The sequence below is a fragment of the Acidisoma sp. genome, from assembly GCF_965199065.1.
GTDB lineage: Bacteria > Pseudomonadota > Alphaproteobacteria > Acetobacterales > Acetobacteraceae > Acidisoma.
Window position 1 is genome coordinate 1057343 of record NZ_CBDAQN010000001.1, and the last position, 18946, is coordinate 1076288.

Genomic DNA, 18946 nt, shown 5'->3' on the forward strand with positions numbered 1-18946 from the left:
GCCGATCGGGAACCGGCCGGTCATCCTCCGGAACGGCGGCACGCGTCAACGGCAGCAGGAGGAGGCGCCAGCTTCCCGGCTTCCGGTGTTGGTCGTCTCGGCCACCGCGATCGCCGGGTTGCCGTCGAAGAAGCCCGTCGGCATCAGCTTGAAGCCCGTGGTGATGCAAGGCTGGACGGGAAAATCCTCCGGTCGCACGGAATGATGCAGTCCGAAGACATGCCAGAGCACCAGGCTGGCATTCTCGAGCGGGCGGTCCTGCGCCACGAAATCAGCGATGCCGCCGGTGCCGTCCGAATGGTTCATGAATTCGCCCGCCGGATAACGCTCCTCCGGCGCGTGCGCTGTCACCCAAAGGTGGTTCTCGACGAAGCGCGAACGGCTGCCTGAAGGTCCCGACGGGCGCAGGAACGAATTGACGCAGTTCGTCGGCATGAGCTTGTAGCCGACCGGCTGCCCGACGAGGTTCGTCTTGTTCGGGTTGACGACCTTCCAGTACCGGGCGGAGTCGAGGTTCGCGCGGCGGCAGGCCTCGGTTTCCGTCTTGAGCGGCGTCTCGGTCTCGAAGAAGGCGTTGCCCCAGGGGTTGAGCGCCTCCACCTCGGTCTGCGTGTTGCACTCCAGGATGGTGTTCTCCTCGCCGTCGACCGCCATGTCCAGGCGCGCGCAGAAGATGTGCTGGTGGATTTGCCCGGCGACACCGGGCGAGACTTCGCGCTCGTATTTGCTCGGGTGTCCGGGCTCGCAGCCGACCGTGTTGATGATGCCGGTGGCCTTCATCTCGAACGCGATCTCGCCGTTCTGGTCGAACGTCCAGTACTGCGCGTACTCGTAGTTGCCGACCGTGCAGATGCAGGAGACGACGAGCTTGAGCCCGCGGCGGACCTGCGTCCGTTCCGTGCGGAAATCCCAGTGCTTCCAGAGGATGCCGTTATCTTCCTCGTGGATGCAGATGGCCTTTTCGATAGTGACGACGTCGCCCGACATCGTGTTGAGATGCACGTCGAGATACTCGATGGCGCCGAGGCAGTCGCAGCCGAGCTTGAGCGAGTTGGCAAGCTTGCCCAGCCCGTATTCGCCGATGTCGAAGACGTTCTTGCGGTAGTGTCCGTTGTCGGGCGATCCGTAGGGCACCACCATCTCGACCAGGGACGCGCGATTGACGACGGGGCGGCCATCGAAGCGGATGTCGTGCAGTGTGATCGCCTCGCGGGCGTTGAAGCCGATGGTGAAGGCCCAGCGGTCCCAGGCAATGTGGTGGCCGTCGAGGGCGAAGCTGACGCCCTCGGGTTGCACGATGTTCAGCGGCTTCAGCGGCGGCAGGGTCTCGGTCACGAACTTGCTGTCGTAGTTCACCTCGCGCATCGGGATGGCGGGGCCGGGGCGGTCGTCGACGCGGATGACCTCGCCCGTCTTGATGTCGACGACGGCGTTCAGGCCCTCGACCGGATGGGCGTAGAAGGCTTCGTCGTCATAGAGGCGGAGCCAGATGAAGGTGTGGCTGAGGTGGCGGCCCTCCTCGTCGGCATTGCCGAAATTTCCGGCAGACCAGGGGTCGACGCAGACGCGGGCCATGTCGGTGATCCCGCGCGCGGCGCAGGCGGCGATGAAGCGTGGATCGGCCTTCACATGGGCTTCGATCGCCATGAACTGCTCGAGCTGGATCATCGGCCGGGCGGACGGGTAGCGCTGGCTGGTGAGCACCCGCTTCTCGTCCAGCGACACTGTCAGCTTCCAGACCCCCTGTTCCTCGACGCGGAACACGTTGGCGCGGGCCTGCCGCGGGATGGCGGCCAACGGCAGGCCGCTCAGGATGGCGGCTTTCGGCGGGTCCATCAGCTCGATCGTCTCGAACAGGATGGCCTCGCCGAAGGCTGGATCGGCCTTCACGATAGCCGCCGTCGCGCGAAGCTCCGCGGCCGTCAGCGGCTCGAGCGCCGCCGCGTAGGGCGGAGTGGAGCCAGGCCCGAATGTTCTGTCTGCGGCAAAGCGGGCAATATCGTCCAAGGCCACCTCCTGAAGAAACGTTCCTTCCGCTCAGGAACTCGATGGAACAATGCAACCGATGTGCCGGGCAGCGCCACAACTTTCAGGACGGGGATGCCGCTGTTGGTGTGCGCGAACGCCGCCACCATATCAGGGAGCTTATCGACGAGGGGGGGAAACAGAGATGTCGCAGGACGGCAAACAGCACCGCAAGGGCGAGGCAGCACGGCCGCAAGCGCAGTCGGTCGATCGCGAGCCCACGGACGAACCGACGCCGCAGGGGCCGAGCGGTCAGGTCGATCACGAGGACGGGCCAAAGGGGCATCCGACGAGCGATCGCTTTCAGACCGAGCAGGCTCACCAGCCCGATGAAAAGGACACTAAGACACCGTAATTCTTCCCAAGCCCGATCGCGGACAGGGCGACGAACCGGTTGTTTTATGCCACAAAGAGGCATGCCGCCCGAAGCGCCCGGTGACACGTCTCTTACCGTCCTGTTGATGCGGGTGTCCGGCCTGACGTTGGCCATCCGCCAACGTGATGTCGTGGAAATCCTGCCGGTGCCGCGGCTTGCTGTGGTGCCGGAAGCGCCGTCGGTCTTGGCGGGCGCCTTCCAGTTGGCCGGCGATCTCGTGCTGGTCCTGCGGATGGCGACACTGCTCGGCCTGCCGGCCAAGGCGGAGGGCGATCCGCTCTACCACCATCTGCTGCTGCTGCCGGCACAAGCAGGCCGGCCGAAGCTGGCGCTGCTGGTCGACCGCGCCACCGACATCCTGGAGGCGGCGGCGACCATCCTGCCGCCCGGCGAGAGCTTCAACGACTGTGTCGACGGCGAGATCCGGATAGAGGGCGCGCTGGTGCCGCTGCTGGCGGCGAGCCGTCTGCTGACGGCCGATGAGGCAGCGCGGACGGAAGCCTTCGCGGCCCGGGCCGTGGCGCGCGAAGCCGCGTTCTCGGCACCTGGTGTCGCCTGATGTCAGCGCCTGGAACTGGCGTTCCGGCAACCCCTCACCGGGATGACGAGGCGAGCTTCGCCGCGCTCAAGCGCGCGGTCATCGACCGCACCGGCCATCATTATTACGCGGACAAGGACGATCTGCTGCGGGACCGGCTCGACCGCCGTCTGAAGACCACACGATCCGCAGGATGGGCCGGCTACCTGGCGCTGCTCAGCGATCCGGACGAGGGCGCCGCCGAATGGCAGGAACTGGAGGCCGAGATCACCATCGGCGAAACCTTCTTCTTCCGGCACGCGGAGCAGTTCGAGGCCCTGGAGAAGGTCATTCTGCCGGCGATCATCGACCGCAACGCGAGCCACCGGCGCCTGCGCGTCTGGAGCGCAGGCTGCGCGGTCGGAGCCGAACCGTATTCCATCGCAATTTTGCTGGAGCGGCTGCTGGGCAAGTCGTTTCCCGACTGGTCGGTCGATATCCTCGGCAGCGACATCAGCCATCGCTTTCTGGAGAAGGCGCGTGTCGGGTGCTTCAGCAACTGGGCTCTGCGCGGCATGGCGGACGAGGAGCGCGCGAGACATTTCGAGGCGACGCGGGACCCGAAGCAGTGGCAGATCGCCCACCGGCACCGGCGCCATGTCCGGTTCGTCCAGCACAACCTGCTGAGCCTCATCCACGGTCAGCAGAGTGCCGAGTTTGGCGGGTTCGACCTCATCCTTTGCCGCAACGTGCTCATCTATTTCAGCCAGGAGCGGATCGCGCCGATGATGTCGGTGCTTGGCCGCTGCCTCGGCCCGCATGGCTGGCTGATGGTGGGCTATTCCGATGCGATCGCGAACGTGCCGAAGGATCTCGGCATCGTCGAACTGGCCGGCACGATCGCCTTCCGGCCGCCCGGCCTCGTGCCGGCCCGCACGGCGCCTGTGCCTGCGCCCGTCCCGGCGCCCGTCCTGACGCCGGCGCCCGTCCCGACGCCGGTCGCTTGGGAGCGTAGCCGCCGGCCGCCGCCAGTCCCGGCCTCGTCGGAAACAACCGCCACGGGACGAGCCGCCGCCGGGTCGGCGGGACCTTCGCTCGATACGATCCGTGGGCTTGCCGACGCCGGACGGTTGCAGGAGGCGGCACAGGCCTGCAAGCGCGCGCTCGAGGACCATCCGCTCGATGCGCGGCTCCACTTCTATGACGGCGTCATCGCGCAGGCGGGGGGCGAGCGCGCCCGGGCCGAGGCCGCCTTCCGCGGTGCGATCTACCTCGCCGGCCACATGGTGGTGGCGCATTACCATCTTGGTCTGCTGCTGCTGGACGGGGCGACGCCGGAAGCCGGACGCCGGATCATGACCGAGGTGGTCAAGCTGTGCGCGACACTGCCGCAGGCGGAGGCGCTGCCGGAAAGCGACGGCCTCACCCCGCGCGACCTGGTCGAGCGGGTCGAAATGCGGCTGCGGGCGCGGGTTACAGAGGCACGGCCGGCTGGCGCCCCGCCGGGCCGGATGGTGAACGACCGGACCTCCTCGCGTGGAGCTTGACGAGGCGAGAACCGCGGCGCTGCTGGATCGCCGGACGACCGCACTTGCCACCCGCTCGGCCTCTCGAGGTGCGGGCCGCCGGGGCCTCGGCCGCGCCTCTCAGCTCGCGGAAGGGCGTCTGGCGGAGACGCGGGCACGGCCGTTCATCGTCTGGAGCCTCGGCGATAGCCTGTTCGGCACCGAGCTCGAGGCCGTGGCGGCGGTCGTGCCCTTCGCCGGCTGCGCCCGGGTGCCGACGCGCGAGCGCGCCTGCCTCGGCGTCGTCGGGCGGGCGGGTCGGTTCTACAGCGTCATCGGCATGAGCCGGCTGCTGGGTCTGGCGCCCGGCGATGTCAGGCCCAGCCACCTCCTGCTGCTTCGTGGGGCGGCGCCCTATCTGGCCCTGGCGGTCGATCAGGTGCTGGGACGTTTCGATCTCGCGGCATCAGGCCTTCCCTCGGACCCCGCGATGTCGTTAGAGGGCCGGCTGGTGGCGCCGTTCGCCCCGTCCGAGCTGCGGGTTCGGCTAGGGCTTTCCGTGTCAGGTGCCACGCCCAAGGAGTCTAACCTCTCGTGACTATCGCTGCTCGTCTGCTTCTCGGCTTCCTCGTCAGTGTTCTGCTGCTCATGGGGGTCGGGTTCTTCGGCCTCGACCGGATCGGCGTGGTGCGCGACACCACGGAGGCGATCGTCACCCACGACATCTGGGCCTACCGGGCGCTCCAGCGCATCGTGCAGACCCAGGTCACGATGATCGACGCGCGGCGCGCGACCGTCGTCGACTTCATGATGCAGGTGCAGCATCTCGGTCCCGCTACGGCCGGTTCAGGCACGGCCGGTTCAGGCACGGCCGGTCCAGGCATAGGTTCAGGCGCGGCATGGCTTGGCAGCGTGGGCGGCGCCAGCTCGGCCAATCTCGCTGCCGCCGCCGGGCATTGGAAGACGCTCGCCGATATGGGCGGAACGCAGCTCAACAGCGCCATCGCCGTCACCACGGGCTATGAGGAAGCGGCGCTGGCCGCCGGCGCCATCGGCCGGGCCGATGGGTGGCACGAGATCACCACCCTGCTGCAACAGGCGCAGTCGCAGTTCGAGGTGCTTCGTGCCGACGCGCTGAACCAGTTTGCCGCGATGGCGCAGGGCAACGTCAGCGGCGTGATCGGCGGAGAGCCGAAGCTCGTCACCGACAACATCGAATTCGGCGCGATCCTGGCGCGGGCGGAGGACGCGCTGCAAACCGGCAGCAGCGCCGGCGAGGCGCGCATCGCCGAACTCTACGATCAGAGCCGCATCCTGCTGGTCTGGGCGGTGATCGTCGCTCTCATCGTCTCGATCGGGATGGCCTACAGCATCCTGCGGTCGATCGTCCGCCCGCTGGAGGCCTTCATCGCCTTCGCCGAGCGCGTCGGCCGGGGCGACCTCACCGGCGAGCCGCTGAAGGTCGGCCGCAACGAGTTGGGCCGGCTCGGCGCGACGCTCAACACGATGTCGGAGAGCCTGCGGCAGGTCGGGCGTCAGAGCCGTGAGATCACCAGCACGCTGAACGCGTCGGCGGCCCAGATCCGGGCCTCGACGCAGCAGCAGGCGGCGAGCGTGGAGGAACAGCTCGCGGCCCTGCAGCAGACGGCGGCGACCGCGGACGAGATCACGCATTCCGGCGCCCGCATCGCCGCCCGGGCGCAGGAGGTCATTCACGCCGCGCAGGCGGCGGTGCAGACCAGCGCCAACGGCCTCAGGGCAGTCGGCGACGCCGCCCGCGCCATGGACGCCATCCGCGACCAGGGCGAGATCGTCGCCACCAACATCGTGGCGCTCAGCGAGAAGACCCAGGCGATCGGCGAGATCATCATGACCGTCAACGACATCTCCGAGCGGTCGCATCTCCTCGCGCTCAATGCCGCGATCGAGGCGGCGGCGGCGGGCGAGAACGGGCGCAGCTTCGCCGTCGTCGCCTCGGAATTGAAGGTGCTCGCCGACCAGGCCAAGGAGGCGACGCTCCAGGTGCGGTCGATCCTCGGCGAGATCCAGCGCGGCATCAACACCTCGGTGATGCTGACGGAGGAGGCGGTGAAGCGCGTCGCCGTCGGGCGGGAGCGGTCGGACGTGACCGAACGCACGATCGAGGAGATCACCGCCAGCGTGCAGGAGAGCGTGCAGACCTTCCAGCAGATCGTCGCCTCCACCAACCAGCAGCAGATCGGGATCGAGCAGGTAATGGCCGCGCTGCAGAACATCCGGCAGGCGAGCCAGCAGACGGCCGCCGGCACGCGGGAGCTCGACACCGCCGCCGGCAATCTCGCCGACCTGTCGCGGGAGCTCATGGTGCTCGGCGAGCGCTACAAGACGTGAGGCTCGGTGCCTCCGATGCCTGATCCTATGGCGGACCCGCTGCCCGGACCGTTGCAGGACCTCCGGCAGGAGCTGCTGACTGCCTTCGATGCCGAGTATCGCGACCACCTCGCCTCGGTGCGGAGCGGGCTCGCAGCGGCGCGTCGCGGCGAGGCCGCCGACCTTCGCGACATCTTCCGCCGCCTCCACTCGCTCAAGGGAGCCGCCCGTGCCGTCGATCTGCCGTCGGTCGAAGCTCTGGCGCACGGACTCGAAGCGCAGATGGCGGGCATCATCGAGGCGGGCTCGGGCCTCGGCCGCGACCGGATCGCCAGCCTGGAAGCCGGGCTCGACGGGATCGAGACGGCCATCGAGGCCGCCATCAGCGGCACCGGCGCGGCGGCCGCCCTGACGGCGGACGAGCCCACGACCGGCTATATGCGCGTCGAGGCCGGGCAGGTGACGGATCTGGTGATCGCCACGACCCGGCTCGCCCAGGCCGTGGAGCGCCAGGACGGGTTGTCCGCGCGGGTGCACGGGATCGAGCAGGCCGCGCGCCGCGCCCGCCGCGCGCTGGAGCCCTTGCTGCACCGCGACAATGCGCCGGGGCCGCTCGCCGAGGTCGCCCGCGAACTGGGTGCGTCGATGCGCGACGCTGCCTTGCTCCGCCACGACCTGCGCGAAACATCCTGGGCACTGGACGAGGCGCTGCGGCGGCTGCGGGAGGATGTCGACCGCTTCAGCCTGGTGCCGGCCGAAACGGTCTTCGGACCCATGGCGCGAATGCTGCGCGAGCTTGCGCGCGACGAGGGCGTCGAGGTCGAGCCGGATTTCACCGGCCTCGGACTGCAGGCGGACCGGCGCGTTCTGCAGGCGCTGAAGGACCCGGTGCTGCAACTGCTGCGGAACGCCGTGAGCCATGGCGGCGAGCATGCCGACCGCCGGCGTGCGCGCGGCCGGCCGCCGGCGATGCGGATCGCGCTGACACTCCGCAGCGGCGGGGGCCGTCTGACCGTCACCGTCACGGATGACGGTCCCGGCCCCGATATCGCGGCGATCCGCAGCCGGGCGGTGAGCCGCGGGCTGCTTGCCGCCGCCGCGGCCCGGGGGGCGACGCCCGAACAGCTGTTCGCGCTCGTGTTCGAGCCGGGCTTCTCCACCCGCGCCGATGTCGGCCAGCTCTCCGGGCGCGGCATGGGGCTGTCGATCGTGGCCGAGGCCGCCCGCGCGCTGGAGGGCAGCGCGCGCATGAGCATGGCTTCAGGCGGCGGCGCTGCCGCCGAAATCACGGTGCCGCTCTCGATCGCCCGGCAGACCGCCGTCCTGCTGGCCTTCGGCGAGGACGTGGTGGCGTTGCCGAGCGCCGCCGTGCAACGACTGCTGCGCGTTCCCGTGTCCGCGATCGAGCCGCTCGGCGGCCGGATGTGCGTGCGGACACAGGGGGGCGCCTCAGCCGGGGGCGCCTCGGCGCACACCGCGCCCGTGGCCGTGCTGGGGGAACTGCTCGCCATGGGGCAGGGTGGGGCGGTCACCGGTCTCCCGGTGCACGACGGCCACGTCAAACTCGCCGTGATGCGCGGTGGCGCTGGCGGGCAGGCGCTGGCGCTGGCCGTCGACCGCTTTCAGGACGTCCGCCGGTTTCTCTCCCACAGCGCCGAGATCGTCGGTCTCGATACCGATCTCGTCGCCGGCTTCGTCATGATCGGGAGCGAGACGCCGGCCCCGCTGCTATCGCCCGACGGCCTCGTCGCCCGCTGGGCTCATCGGGGCGGCTGGAGCGGCGAGATGTCGTCCGGCCCGGCTCTGCCCGATATTGCACCTCCCGACGGTACAGCCGGGGATACGGCCGAGCCGCGCACAATCCTGGTGGCGGACGATTCCATCACGAGCCGGACCTTGGAGAAGAGCATTCTTGAAGCACATGGATACCGGGTCATCACGGCGGCTGACGGGTTGGAGGCGCTGGAAATGCTGCAGATCCATCGGGGCCAGGGACGGGATACGATCGACATGGTCCTCGCCGATATCGAGATGCCGCGCATGGACGGGTTCGCGCTGCTGGAGGCCATGAAGGGCGACCCGGTGCTCTCGCTGATCCCGGTGATCATCATGACCTCGCGGGAGGCGGCGGCCGATGTCCGGCGCGGCCTCGATCTCGGCGCCGCCGCCTACATCGCCAAGCAGACCTTCGACCAGCAGGATCTGCTGGGAGTTATCGGGCGTCTGCTGTGAAGGCCCGTCGCGCGCTGCGCCCACAGGAAAACCTGCCACAGGAAACCGGGCGCGTGCGGGTGATGGTGGTGGAAGACAGCCCCGTCATCCGCAACCTCCTGGGGTTCATCATCGCCGCCGACCCCCGCCTGGAGGTGTGCGGCGCCGTGCCCTCTGGCGAGGCGGCGATCGAGGCCATCCCGCTTCTCCGCCCGGATGTGATCTCCATGGATATCCGGCTTCCGGGCATCGACGGGCTGGAAGCGACCCGCATCATCATGTCCCGCTACCCGACGCCGATCGTGGTGATCGCCGACGCGGTCGAGGATCGCTCGCTGCACATCTCGATGAACGCGCTGCGGTCGGGGGCGCTGTCGGTGGTCGAGAAGCCCGCCGGCTTCGCCCATGCCGACCATGCCGTGATCGCCGACACCATCCGCACGCAGCTCTACATCATGAGCCAGGTGCCGGTGATAAGGCAGCGCGACGTGAACCGGCCAGGGATGATGGCCGAACCATCCTTGGGCGAAGAGCGGCGGCGGCTCAGGCCGGCGATGGCGGCAATCGTTGCCTCGACCGGCGGTCCCGCCGCCCTGGCCCGCGTGCTGGGCGGCCTGCCGCTCGATTTCCCCCTGCCCATCCTTGTCGTGCAGCACATGGGGGCGGCCTTCATGACCGGCTTCGCCGAGTGGCTCGATGGCCTCGTCCGGCTGCCTGTCGGCATCGCGACCCATGGCCAGACGCCGCTCGCCGGGCAGGTCCATGTCGCGCCGGGCGACCAGCACATGAGCGTGGCGGCGGACGGCCGCTTGCGTCTCAGCCGGGAGGCGCCGGTGCACAACCAGCGTCCTTCGGGCACCATCCTGTTTCAGTCGATGGCCCGCGCTCTCGGTCCGCGCGGCCTCGGCGTGCTACTCACCGGAATGGGCGAGGACGGGGCCGAGGGCATGCTCGCCATGCGGCAGGCGGGCGCGATGACGATTACCGAGGATGAGAGCACGGCCGTGGTCTATGGAATGCCGGCAAGCGCCGTGAAGCTCGGCGCATCGGGGCTTGCGTTGCCGCTGGACAGGATCGCCCCCGCGATCCTCCACGCGACGGCCCCGGAGGGCGAACATTGGTGACGGAGGCGGATGTGCGGACGCCGAACCTGCTCGTGGTCGAGGATTCCGAAACCCAGGCGATCATGATCCGCCGCATGCTCGAGAGCCGCGGCTTTCAGGTCGAGCGGGCGGCCTCGGCAGAGGCGGCGCTCGACCACCTCAACCTCCGCCTGCCGGACCTTGTGATCGCCGATTACCATCTGCCGGGGATGAACGGCGGCGAGTTGTCGCGCCAGATCCGGCTGAACAGCCGGACGCGCTCCATCCCGTTGCTCATGCTGACCGAGGCGGCGGAGATCGAGACTGAACGGGAGGGGCTGGAGAGCGGCGCGGACGCCTATCTTTCGAAGGCGGCGGACCCCGACCTGATGATCCTCCGCATCCGGGCGCTGCTTCGGCAGCGGCCACCGGGCGCGGGAGAGCCGCCTCCCGACACCGCGCATTTCCGCCGCACCCGGTTCCTCATCATCGATGACGATGCAGGGGCGAGGGCGCGCCATGAGGCGGCACTGGTCCGGGACGGCTATCTGGTTTCCCTGGCATCGGATCTCGATGGCGCGCTGCATTGCATGAGCGATGGTCCGAGCACGGTCGACTGCGTGCTGGTCTCGTTGCAGGCCCAGACTTTCGATAGCGTCGCGGTCTGTCGCGCGTTGGATGCCCTCCGGGCGCCGCAGACCGTGGCCGACAAGGGCGCGCGTCCAGCTGCGCCTCAGCCGGCCGCGCCTCAGCCGGCCGCGCCTCAGCCGGCGGCGCCTCAGCCGGCCGCGCCTCAGCCGGCCGCGCCGTTCCTGCTCGTCGGGATCGAGCGGAAGGGCGATGTCTCGAAGGAGCTGCTGTCGCGCGCCTTCGATGCCGGGCTCGACGAATTCATCCCCGCCCTGCTCGACGACGGCGTGCTGCGGGTTCGCATGCGGGCCATCGTCCGCCGCAAGCTGCTGCAGGATGAGATGCAGCAGGCCGAGGCCGACCGGCAGGACCGCGCGATCACTCTCGAACGGGCGCGGATGGCGGAGGCGCTCACGCAGGCCAACGCCGGGCTGGAGGCCGCCAACGCCAAGCTGATCGAGACCCAGGCGAAGCTCGTGCAGGCGGCCAAAATGGCCTCGCTCGGCGAGCTGGTGGCGGGGATCGCACACGAGATCAACAATCCGCTCGCGTTCATCCTGGCACATCAGGCGACGGTGCAGCGGCTTCTCGGCAAGATCGGGCCCGAGGCTGTTCCGGACGAAGCGGCGCGCGGCTTCATCGCCAAGGCTCAGGACCGCGCGACGGCGATGGGGGCCGGCCTCCGCCGCATTCAGGACCTCGTGCTCAACCTGCGGCGATTTTCGCGCATGGACGAGGGTGGGTTCCAACTCGTGGACATCTTCGAATCGATCGACACTGTCTTGACCCTGCTCAGCCCGAAGCTCGGCGACCGGATCACGATCGGTCGTCATTACGAAGGGCCGCCCGCCCTCTGGTGTTCGCCGGCGCTGCTCAACCAGGTGGTGATGAACATCGTCAGCAATGCGGCCGATGCGATCGAAGGGCCGGGCCAGATCGAGATCACCGCGACCGCCGACGGCAACGTCTATCTCATCGTGATCGAGGATTCCGGCGCCGGTATCCCCGAGAACCTGCAGGAGCGGGTGTTCGAGCCCTTCTTCACGACCAAGCCGATCGGATCGGGCACTGGCCTTGGCCTCGCAATCGCCTATACGGTTGTTCAGGCCCATAAGGGTGCGATCACCGTCGGGCGTTCGGCGCTGGGCGGCGCGTCCTTCAGGATCTCCGTGCCGCTGACGCAGGACCCGGGTGCGCTGTCCGGGGGCGAGCGGCCGGGGCCCGCGCCGCGGGCTTTTGCGCGAGAGCTGATGCAAGGAGCATGAAGACGGGGATGCGCGGCACGATCCTGATTGTCGATGACGAGCCCGAAATCCTGACCGCCCTCCGTGATCAGCTGGAGGATGAGTTCGATGTCTGGAGCGCCGTGTCGCCGGTGACGGCGCTGGAAATCCTCGCCGACGAGCCCTCGATCTCGGTCATCGTCTCGGACCAGCGGATGCCGGAGATGACGGGCGACGTGATGCTGACGCGGGCCCGCGAAATCTCGGACGCGCAGACGATTTTGCTGACGGGCTATGCCGACCTCGGCGCCGTGGTGGACGCGATCAACCACGGGCGCATCTCGGCCTACGCGCAGAAGCCGTGGGAGCCGGCACTGCTGATGAGCATGGTCGCCAACGCTCACGAACAATGCGAACTGCGGCGCGCCCTGCGGCAGGAGCAGGCCTTGCTGCGCGGGCTCATGGACGGCAGCCAGAATGCGCTGTCCTTCAAGGATGCGGCGGGCAGGTTCGTACGACTGAATGCGGCCAAGGCGGCGGCGCTCGGCCGTGCGGCGGAAGCCTGTCTCGGCCATCTGGAGCAGGAACTTGCCGCCTCCCCGGAGGACGCCGCCCGCATCACCGAGGCGGATGCGGAAGCGATGGCCCTTGGGCGGGCGGTGGAGCGGCTCGAGGAACGCGGCGGCACGACGGCGCCCCGGTCGATGCAGGTGAACCGCGTGCCGATCGCCGGACCGGATGGACGGCCGGCCTACCTTGCCGTGCTCGAACATGACGTGACCGACCGGCGGCTGATGGAGAACAGGCTGCATCAGGCGGAGAAGATGCAGGCGCTTGGGACCATGGCGGGCGGCGTCGCGCATGACTTCAACAATCTGCTGACGGCGATCCTCGGCAGCCTGGAACTGGCAGTGCGGCGCAATGAAAACGATGCGCGCCTCCAACGGCTGCTGGAGAACGCGACGATGGCGGCCGAGCGGGGCACGACGCTCACCCAGCGGCTGCTGACCTTCAGCCGGCAGCGCGACCTCGCCTTGCGGTCGGTCAAGGCCAACGAGCTGATCCATGAGGTGCAGGACCTCATCCTGCGCAGCATCGGGACGCGGATCGAGGTGCGGGAGGAACTGGCGGAGGGTCTATGGCCGGCGCATGTCGACCCGGATCAGCTGGAGCTGGCTCTGCTGAACCTCTGCATCAACGCGCGGGACGCGATGGAGGGCGAGGGGTGCCTGACGCTGCTGACACGCAATCTGGTGGTGGGCCCGGCGGAGGCCGGTGACCTGACGCCAGGCGACTACGTGTCGGTCGCCGTCCGCGACACCGGGCCGGGGATGTCGCCGGAGGTTATTGCGCGTGTGTTCGAACCGTTTTTCACGACCAAGCCGGTGGGAAAAGGCACCGGCCTCGGGCTTTCGATGGTCTATGGCTTGGCGCAACAGGCCGGGGGCGTGGCGCGGGTGGTGTGCCCCACGGGCGGCGGCACGTTGGTGGAAATCGTGCTGCCCCGCGCCCGGGAGGAACGCCCTTCCGAAGCCGGAACGCTCGCGGAAGGGCATTAGGCCGGCTCAGCCCGCCACAGTTTAGCGCTTGCGGCGCTCGTCCCACGGAAACTCGCGGATCAGCGGCTCCAGGATATCGGGCTTGAGCAGGCCCACAAGGGCAATGACGAACGGGATCCCCACGATGGCGAAGAAAATCCAGTCGAAGGATTTTTCGCTGACGGCGCTGCTCTGGGCGAAGCTGCCGCTAAAAGCTGCCGATGCCGAGAGCAGCAGGGCCGCCATGATGATCGTTCGAAATCGCATTGGACGCTCCGGTCGTTTTTATTGAACAAGAGTTTGCTCAGCAGGTAATTCCCGAACAATACAAATTCGCGGGATGAACACTTTCCGCCGGAGAAATCCGACATTCACCGTCCTGTCCCGAGGACGAGCTCAGGCCGTCTTCCGCCGCAGACGATCGGTGAACTCCTTCCGCACCTTGGCGACCTTCGGCGCCACGATCACGCGGCAATAGCCGGCGTTGGGGTTCCGTGCGTAGTAGTCGTCGTGATAGGTCTCGGCGGGATAGAACACCGTCAGCGGCTCGATCGTCGTCACCAGCGGACGGCCCCAGATGCCGCGCCCCTCGATCTCGGCCATGACCTCGCGGGCAATACGCGTCTGCTCCTCCGTCTCCGGGAAGATCGACGACCGGTACTGCGTCCCCACGTCGTTGCCCTGACGGTTCAGCGTCGTCGGATCGTGGGTCGCGAAAAACACCCGCAGCAGATCGGCGTAGGAGATCACTGCGGGATCATAGGTGATCCGGATGACCTCGGAGTGGCCGGTGCGTCCCGTGCAAACCTGCTCGTAGGTCGGGTTCACCACCGTGCCGCCCGCATATCCGGACTTGACGCCCAACACGCCGTCCAACTCCAGAAACACCGCTTCCGTGCACCAAAAGCAGCCGCCGCCGAGAACCGCCGTTGCCGTCGTCATATCTGTCTCCCATTTTGACCAAATGTGCGTGAAGGCATATCGGCATCCGGGTTTGGACTGAGAAGGCCCGGAAACTGGAAGCGTAGCATGGGGAGCGCAGGGATGGCATTCGGAGACGGCACGGCCGCACCGAGCGGGGGCGGGCCGAGCGGAGGAGCGCCGAATGGGATCGTCACCATCGGCGAAATCCTCGTCGAGATCATGGCGACGGAGCCCGGCCATGGCTTCCGGGAGCCGATCAGCCTCGTCGGACCCTTCCCCAGCGGCGCCCCCGCCATCTTCATCGACCAGGTCGGCAAGCTCGGCTTCCCTGCCGGAATCGTAAGCTGCGTCGGCGGCGACGATTTCGCGGCCGTCAATATCGAACGTCTGCGCGCCGACGGGGTCGACGTGAGCGCGGTCGAACTCGATCCCGGCCAGGCGACCGGCAGCGCCTTCGTCCGTTACCGCCCCGACGGCGACCGCGACTTCGTCTACAACATCCGGCACAGCGCCTGCGGCCAGACGCGCCTGACCGAAGCAGCCCACGCATTGTTACGCCGCAGCAGCCACCTGCACGTCATGGGCTCCTCGCTCGCCTCCGAGCGGATCGTCGAGGAGACGAAAACCGCCATCGGGATCGTGAAGGCGCAGGGCGGCACCGTCTCCTTCGACCCCAACATCCGCCGCGAAATCCTGGCGGCGCCCGGGATGCGTGAAGCGCTCACTTATATGCTGGCGCATTGCGACATCTACCTGCCGAGCGGCGCCGAACTCACCCTGCTGACGGAATCGAAATCGGAGGGCGGGGCCATCGCCGAGATTCTGAGCCTCGGTGTCGCCGCCATCGTGGTCAAGCACGGAGCCGACGGGGCGAGCTACCACGACGGGCGGGAGAACCGGCGCCAGCCGGCGTTCACCGTGACCGAGGTCGATCCGACCGGCGCGGGCGACTGCTTCAGCGCCACCTTCATCACCTGCCGCCTGCAGGGGCGCAGCGTCTCCGAGTGCCTGCGCTATGCGGCGGCCTCGGGCGCACTCGCCGTGACGCGCCGCGGCCCGATGGAGGGCACCGCGACCTTTGCCGAGCTCGACGCGCTCATCGTCTCTCAGCGGCGCGGCATCGTGCCGGGCGTCGCCCAGCCGCCCGCGCATGGCGCCGGCATTCTGGCGGAACTGGCACAGGCACGCGGGGCCGGGCGGCCGTTCGGCATCACCTCCGTCTGTTCCGCCCATCCCCTGGTCATCGAGGCCGCGCTGCTGCAGGCGAAGGAGGACGGCACCACCGCCCTCATCGAGGCGACCTGCAACCAGGTGAACCAGCACGGCGGCTATACGGGCATGACGCCGGCGGGCTTTCGCGACTTCGTCCACGGCATCGCCCGCGATGTCGGCGTGCCGACGAGCCGGATCATCCTGGGGGGCGACCACCTCGGTCCCAACCCCTGGAAGTCGCTGCCGTCCGAGGCGGCGATGGCCGAGGCCGAGGCGATGGTGGAGGCCTACGTCCAGGCTGGGTTCCTCAAGCTCCACCTCGACACCAGCATGGGCTGCGCCGGCGAGCCGGTGGCGCTCGCCGACCAGCTCACCGCCGAGCGCGCGGCAAGGCTCGCGGCGATCGCCGAGCGGGCCGCCGCCCGTGCCGGAACGCGCCCCTACTACATCATCGGCACGGAGGTCCCGACGCCCGGCGGAGCACTCGAAGCCACGCCGGAGACTGTCGCGACCGCGCCGGACGCGCCGCTGGCGACCTACAGCATCCATAAGCATATCTTTATGTCCAATGGGCTGGGCCGCGTGCTGGACCGCGTTGTGGCGCTCGTCGTGCAGCCCGGCGTGGAACACGGCAACGAGACCGTGACGCGCTATGACAGCGAGGCGGCAGCCTCGCTCTCCGGGGCGCTGCACGGTCTCCCGGGGCTCGTGTTCGAAGCCCACGCGACCGATTACCAGACGCCGGCGGCGCTCGCGGCCCTGGTGCGGGACGGGTTTCCGATCCTGAAGGTCGGGCCGGCGCTGACCTTCGCGCTGAGGGAGGCGTTCTACGCACTCGACGGGATCGCGGCGGTGCTGGTGCCCGAGATCGACCCGGATGCGGAGCCGCTTCCGGCCGTCATGGAGCGGGTGATGCTGCTCAACCCGGAGCACTGGCGCAGCCATTACCACGGCGACTTCGCGGTGCTGCGTGTTCTGCGGCACTACAGCTACAGCGACCGCATCCGTTACTACTGGCCCGAGCCCGAGGCCGTGACAGCGGTGGACCGGCTCTTCGACCGGCTCGAGGGCGTGGTCATCCCGCCGCCGCTCATCAGCCAGTTCCTGCCACGGTTATACGAGCGCGTGGCGGCAGGCACCTTGCCAGGCGACGCGCGGGTGCTGGCGGTGGAGGCGGTGAGGGACGTGCTGCGTCCCTACGCGGCTGCCTGCAGGCCTTCCTCCGGACACCCATAGCTGCACTGCAGCATAATGTGCTGGCGAGCGCGGCGGCCTCGTCTTATCTGGGCTGGGGTTAATTTAAGAGGCTCGTGCGGATGTCGGCGTTCAATACCGAGACGGTGACCAAGGTTCATCATTGGACGGATCGGCTGTTCAGCTTCCAAACCACCCGCGACCCGGCGTTCCGTTTCCTCAACGGCCAGTTCACCATGATCGGACTGGAAGTCGATGGCCGGCCGCTGATGCGCGCCTACAGCCTCGCGAGCGCCAACTACGAGGAGGGGCTGGAGTTCCTCAGCATCAAGGTGCCGGACGGCCCGCTGACCTCTCGCCTGCAAAACATCCAGGAGGGCGACACCATCCTGGTGGGCCGCAAGCCCGTCGGCACGTTGGTGGCGGACAGCCTGCTGCCGGGCAAGACGCTCTATCTGCTCGGCACCGGGACAGGCCTCGCGCCGTTCATGGCGATCATCAAGGATCCCGATATCTACGAGCGGTTCGAGCGCGTGGTGCTGGTGCATGGCGTGCGGCAGGTCGCCGAACTTGCCTATGCCGACTACATCGAGACCCAACTGCCGAACGATGAACTGATCGGCGACGTCGTGCGCGGGAAGCTGCTGTATTACCCGACGGTCACGCGCGAGCCTTTCCGCAACCGGGGGCGGCTGACCGACCTCATCGGCCAGGGCACCATCGCGTCGGAGCTTGGGCTGCCGGCCATCGGCCGCGCCGATGACCGCTTCATGCTCTGCGGCAGTCCCGAGATGCTCACCGACATGACGGCATGGTTGCGCGCGGAGGGATTCACCGAGGGCAGCCACACGACACCCGCGGAATTCGTCGTCGAGAAAGCCTTCGTGGAAAAGTAGCGGCCGGTGTCGGGCCCCGCGAGCATCGTCGCGCCGATCGAGCGGGGAACGCCGGCGTTCAGGCGGACGACGTTAGCTCTGGGGACGGCGGGCTTCTCCACCTTCGCGCTGCTCTACTCCATCCAGCCGCTGCTGCCGGTGTTCTCCCGGCAGTTTCACGTCACCGCCGCCGGCGCCAGCCTTTCGCTCTCGCTGACCACGGGCCTCATGGCTGTGTGCATGCTGATGGCGAGCACCGTGTCCGAGAGCGTCGGGCGCAAGCCTGTGATGGTCGTCTCGGTGCTGGCGTCCTCGGTGCTGATGATCCTCTCGGCGCTGGTTCCGCAATGGTGGCAGTTCCTGGTGCTCCGCGCGCTGATGGGCGTGACGCTGAGCGGGCTGCCTGCGGTTGCCATGGCCTATGTCGCCGAAGAGATCGACCCGCGGCATACAGGGCTCTCGATGGGCCTCTATATCGGCGGCAACGCGCTCGGCGGCATGTCGGGGCGCCTCCTCATCGGCGTGCTGGCGGACCATACGGGGTGGCGGGTCGCACTACTGGTCATCGGGGTGGCGTCGACGGTCGGCAACCTCATCTTCTGGCGCATCCTGCCGCCGTCACGGAACTTCAGATCGCGGAGCTTCTCGCTGGAGACGCTGACGAGCGCCTTCGTGGGGCACCTCCGCGACAGTGCCTTGCTGATGCTGTTCGCCGAGGGCTTCCTGCTGATGGGCGGCTTCGTCGCGATCTACAACTACTTGGGCTACCGGCTGCTGGCGCCGCCCTTCGACCTCAATCAGGCGGAGGTCGGCCTGATCTTCTCGGCCTATCTCGTGGGTATTTTTAGTTCGGCCTGGATGGGCAACCTCGGCAACCGCCTGGGGCGGCGGCATGTCCTCTGGGTCGGCTTCCTGATCATGCTGGCAGGAACCGCGCTGACGGAGACGCGAAGCGTGATCCTCATCATCCTCGGCGTCGTCGTCGTGACGTTCGGCTTCTTCGGCGCGCACTCGATCGCCAGCGGCTGGGTGAGCGCGCGGGCGCGTCACGCGAAGGCGCAGGCGTCGTCTCTTTATCTGTTCTTCTATTACCTTGGGTCGAGCGTCGTCGGGACCACGGGCGGGGTCTTCATGCAGCACTACGGCTGGACCGGCGTGACGCTGATGACCGGCACGCTGATCCTGATCGGGTTGTTCCTGTCCCGGCGGCTGAGCCACATCCCGCCACTGGCCACAACGGGGCGTTGAACAAGACGACAATCAAGATTGTGGTTCGATAGCCCTA

Annotated in this window: 15 protein-coding genes; 12 read left to right on the forward strand and 3 right to left on the reverse strand. The window is 68.2% G+C overall.

Annotated features, from left to right (window positions below; all coding sequences use genetic code 11):
- Window positions 1–45: 45 nt before the first annotated feature.
- Window positions 46–2007, reverse strand: a complete 1962-nt coding sequence (locus tag ACOEQ1_RS04955) for a primary-amine oxidase (RefSeq protein WP_419758104.1) — start codon at window positions 2005–2007, stop codon at window positions 46–48.
- Window positions 2008–2170: 163 nt separating this feature from the next.
- On the opposite strand from ACOEQ1_RS04955, the gene ACOEQ1_RS04960 reads away from it, so the two are divergent.
- From ACOEQ1_RS04960 to ACOEQ1_RS05000, 9 genes are all read left to right on the forward strand, one after another.
- The gene (locus ACOEQ1_RS04960; RefSeq protein WP_419758105.1) at window positions 2171–2380 is read left to right on the forward strand and encodes a hypothetical protein; all 210 of its coding nucleotides are present in this window, start codon (window positions 2171–2173) and stop codon (window positions 2378–2380) included.
- A gap of 61 nt (window positions 2381–2441) precedes the next feature.
- Entirely contained in the window at window positions 2442–2960 is a 519-nt protein-coding gene (locus ACOEQ1_RS04965) for a chemotaxis protein CheW (RefSeq protein ID WP_419758106.1), read from the forward strand.
- Window positions 2960–4465, forward strand: coding sequence for a CheR family methyltransferase (locus ACOEQ1_RS04970; RefSeq protein ID WP_419758107.1), 1506 nt, complete (start codon window positions 2960–2962; stop codon window positions 4463–4465). The genes ACOEQ1_RS04965 and ACOEQ1_RS04970 overlap by 1 nt, the downstream gene beginning before the upstream one ends.
- Complete coding sequence (locus tag ACOEQ1_RS04975) at window positions 4455–5021, forward strand: chemotaxis protein CheW (RefSeq protein WP_419758108.1); 567 nt, start codon at window positions 4455–4457, stop codon at window positions 5019–5021. The genes ACOEQ1_RS04970 and ACOEQ1_RS04975 overlap by 11 nt, the downstream gene beginning before the upstream one ends.
- Window positions 5018–6793 carry a methyl-accepting chemotaxis protein gene (locus ACOEQ1_RS04980; protein ID WP_419758109.1) on the forward strand — a complete coding sequence of 592 codons (1776 nt, stop codon included), beginning with the start codon at window positions 5018–5020 and terminating at the stop codon, window positions 6791–6793. The genes ACOEQ1_RS04975 and ACOEQ1_RS04980 overlap by 4 nt, the downstream gene beginning before the upstream one ends.
- A gap of 15 nt (window positions 6794–6808) precedes the next feature.
- Window positions 6809–9004, forward strand: a complete 2196-nt coding sequence (locus ACOEQ1_RS04985; RefSeq protein WP_419758110.1) for a response regulator — start codon at window positions 6809–6811, stop codon at window positions 9002–9004.
- On the forward strand, window positions 9001–10107 hold the full coding sequence (cheB, locus tag ACOEQ1_RS04990; RefSeq protein WP_419758111.1) for a chemotaxis-specific protein-glutamate methyltransferase CheB: 1107 nt from the start codon (window positions 9001–9003) through the stop codon (window positions 10105–10107). Before ACOEQ1_RS04985 ends, cheB begins: the two co-directional genes overlap by 4 nt.
- On the forward strand, window positions 10104–11960 hold the full coding sequence (locus ACOEQ1_RS04995) for a response regulator (RefSeq protein ID WP_419758112.1): 1857 nt from the start codon (window positions 10104–10106) through the stop codon (window positions 11958–11960). The genes cheB and ACOEQ1_RS04995 overlap by 4 nt, the downstream gene beginning before the upstream one ends.
- Window positions 11957–13477: an ATP-binding protein gene (locus ACOEQ1_RS05000; RefSeq protein ID WP_419758113.1), complete on the forward strand. Its 1521-nt coding sequence runs from the start codon at window positions 11957–11959 to the stop codon at window positions 13475–13477. Before ACOEQ1_RS04995 ends, ACOEQ1_RS05000 begins: the two co-directional genes overlap by 4 nt.
- Window positions 13478–13498: 21 nt before the next feature.
- Here the strand turns inward: ACOEQ1_RS05000 and ACOEQ1_RS05005 are convergent, their stop codons facing one another.
- On the reverse strand, window positions 13499–13723 hold the full coding sequence (locus tag ACOEQ1_RS05005) for a hypothetical protein (protein WP_419758114.1): 225 nt from the start codon (window positions 13721–13723) through the stop codon (window positions 13499–13501).
- A gap of 129 nt (window positions 13724–13852) precedes the next feature.
- Window positions 13853–14398, reverse strand: coding sequence for a peptide-methionine (S)-S-oxide reductase MsrA (gene msrA / locus ACOEQ1_RS05010; RefSeq protein WP_419758115.1), 546 nt, complete (start codon window positions 14396–14398; stop codon window positions 13853–13855).
- 102 nt (window positions 14399–14500) lie between these two features.
- On the opposite strand from msrA, the gene ACOEQ1_RS05015 reads away from it, so the two are divergent.
- From ACOEQ1_RS05015 to ACOEQ1_RS05025, 3 genes are all read left to right on the forward strand, one after another.
- Window positions 14501–16828 (forward strand): D-tagatose-bisphosphate aldolase, class II, non-catalytic subunit, encoded by a 2328-nt coding sequence (locus tag ACOEQ1_RS05015; protein WP_419758116.1) that lies wholly within the window; start codon window positions 14501–14503, stop codon window positions 16826–16828.
- Between the two features lie 80 nt (window positions 16829–16908).
- On the forward strand, window positions 16909–17682 hold the full coding sequence (locus ACOEQ1_RS05020; protein WP_419758117.1) for a ferredoxin--NADP reductase: 774 nt from the start codon (window positions 16909–16911) through the stop codon (window positions 17680–17682).
- A gap of 6 nt (window positions 17683–17688) precedes the next feature.
- Window positions 17689–18909: an MFS transporter gene (locus ACOEQ1_RS05025; RefSeq protein WP_419758118.1), complete on the forward strand. Its 1221-nt coding sequence runs from the start codon at window positions 17689–17691 to the stop codon at window positions 18907–18909.
- The last annotated feature ends 37 nt before the right edge of the window (window positions 18910–18946 follow it).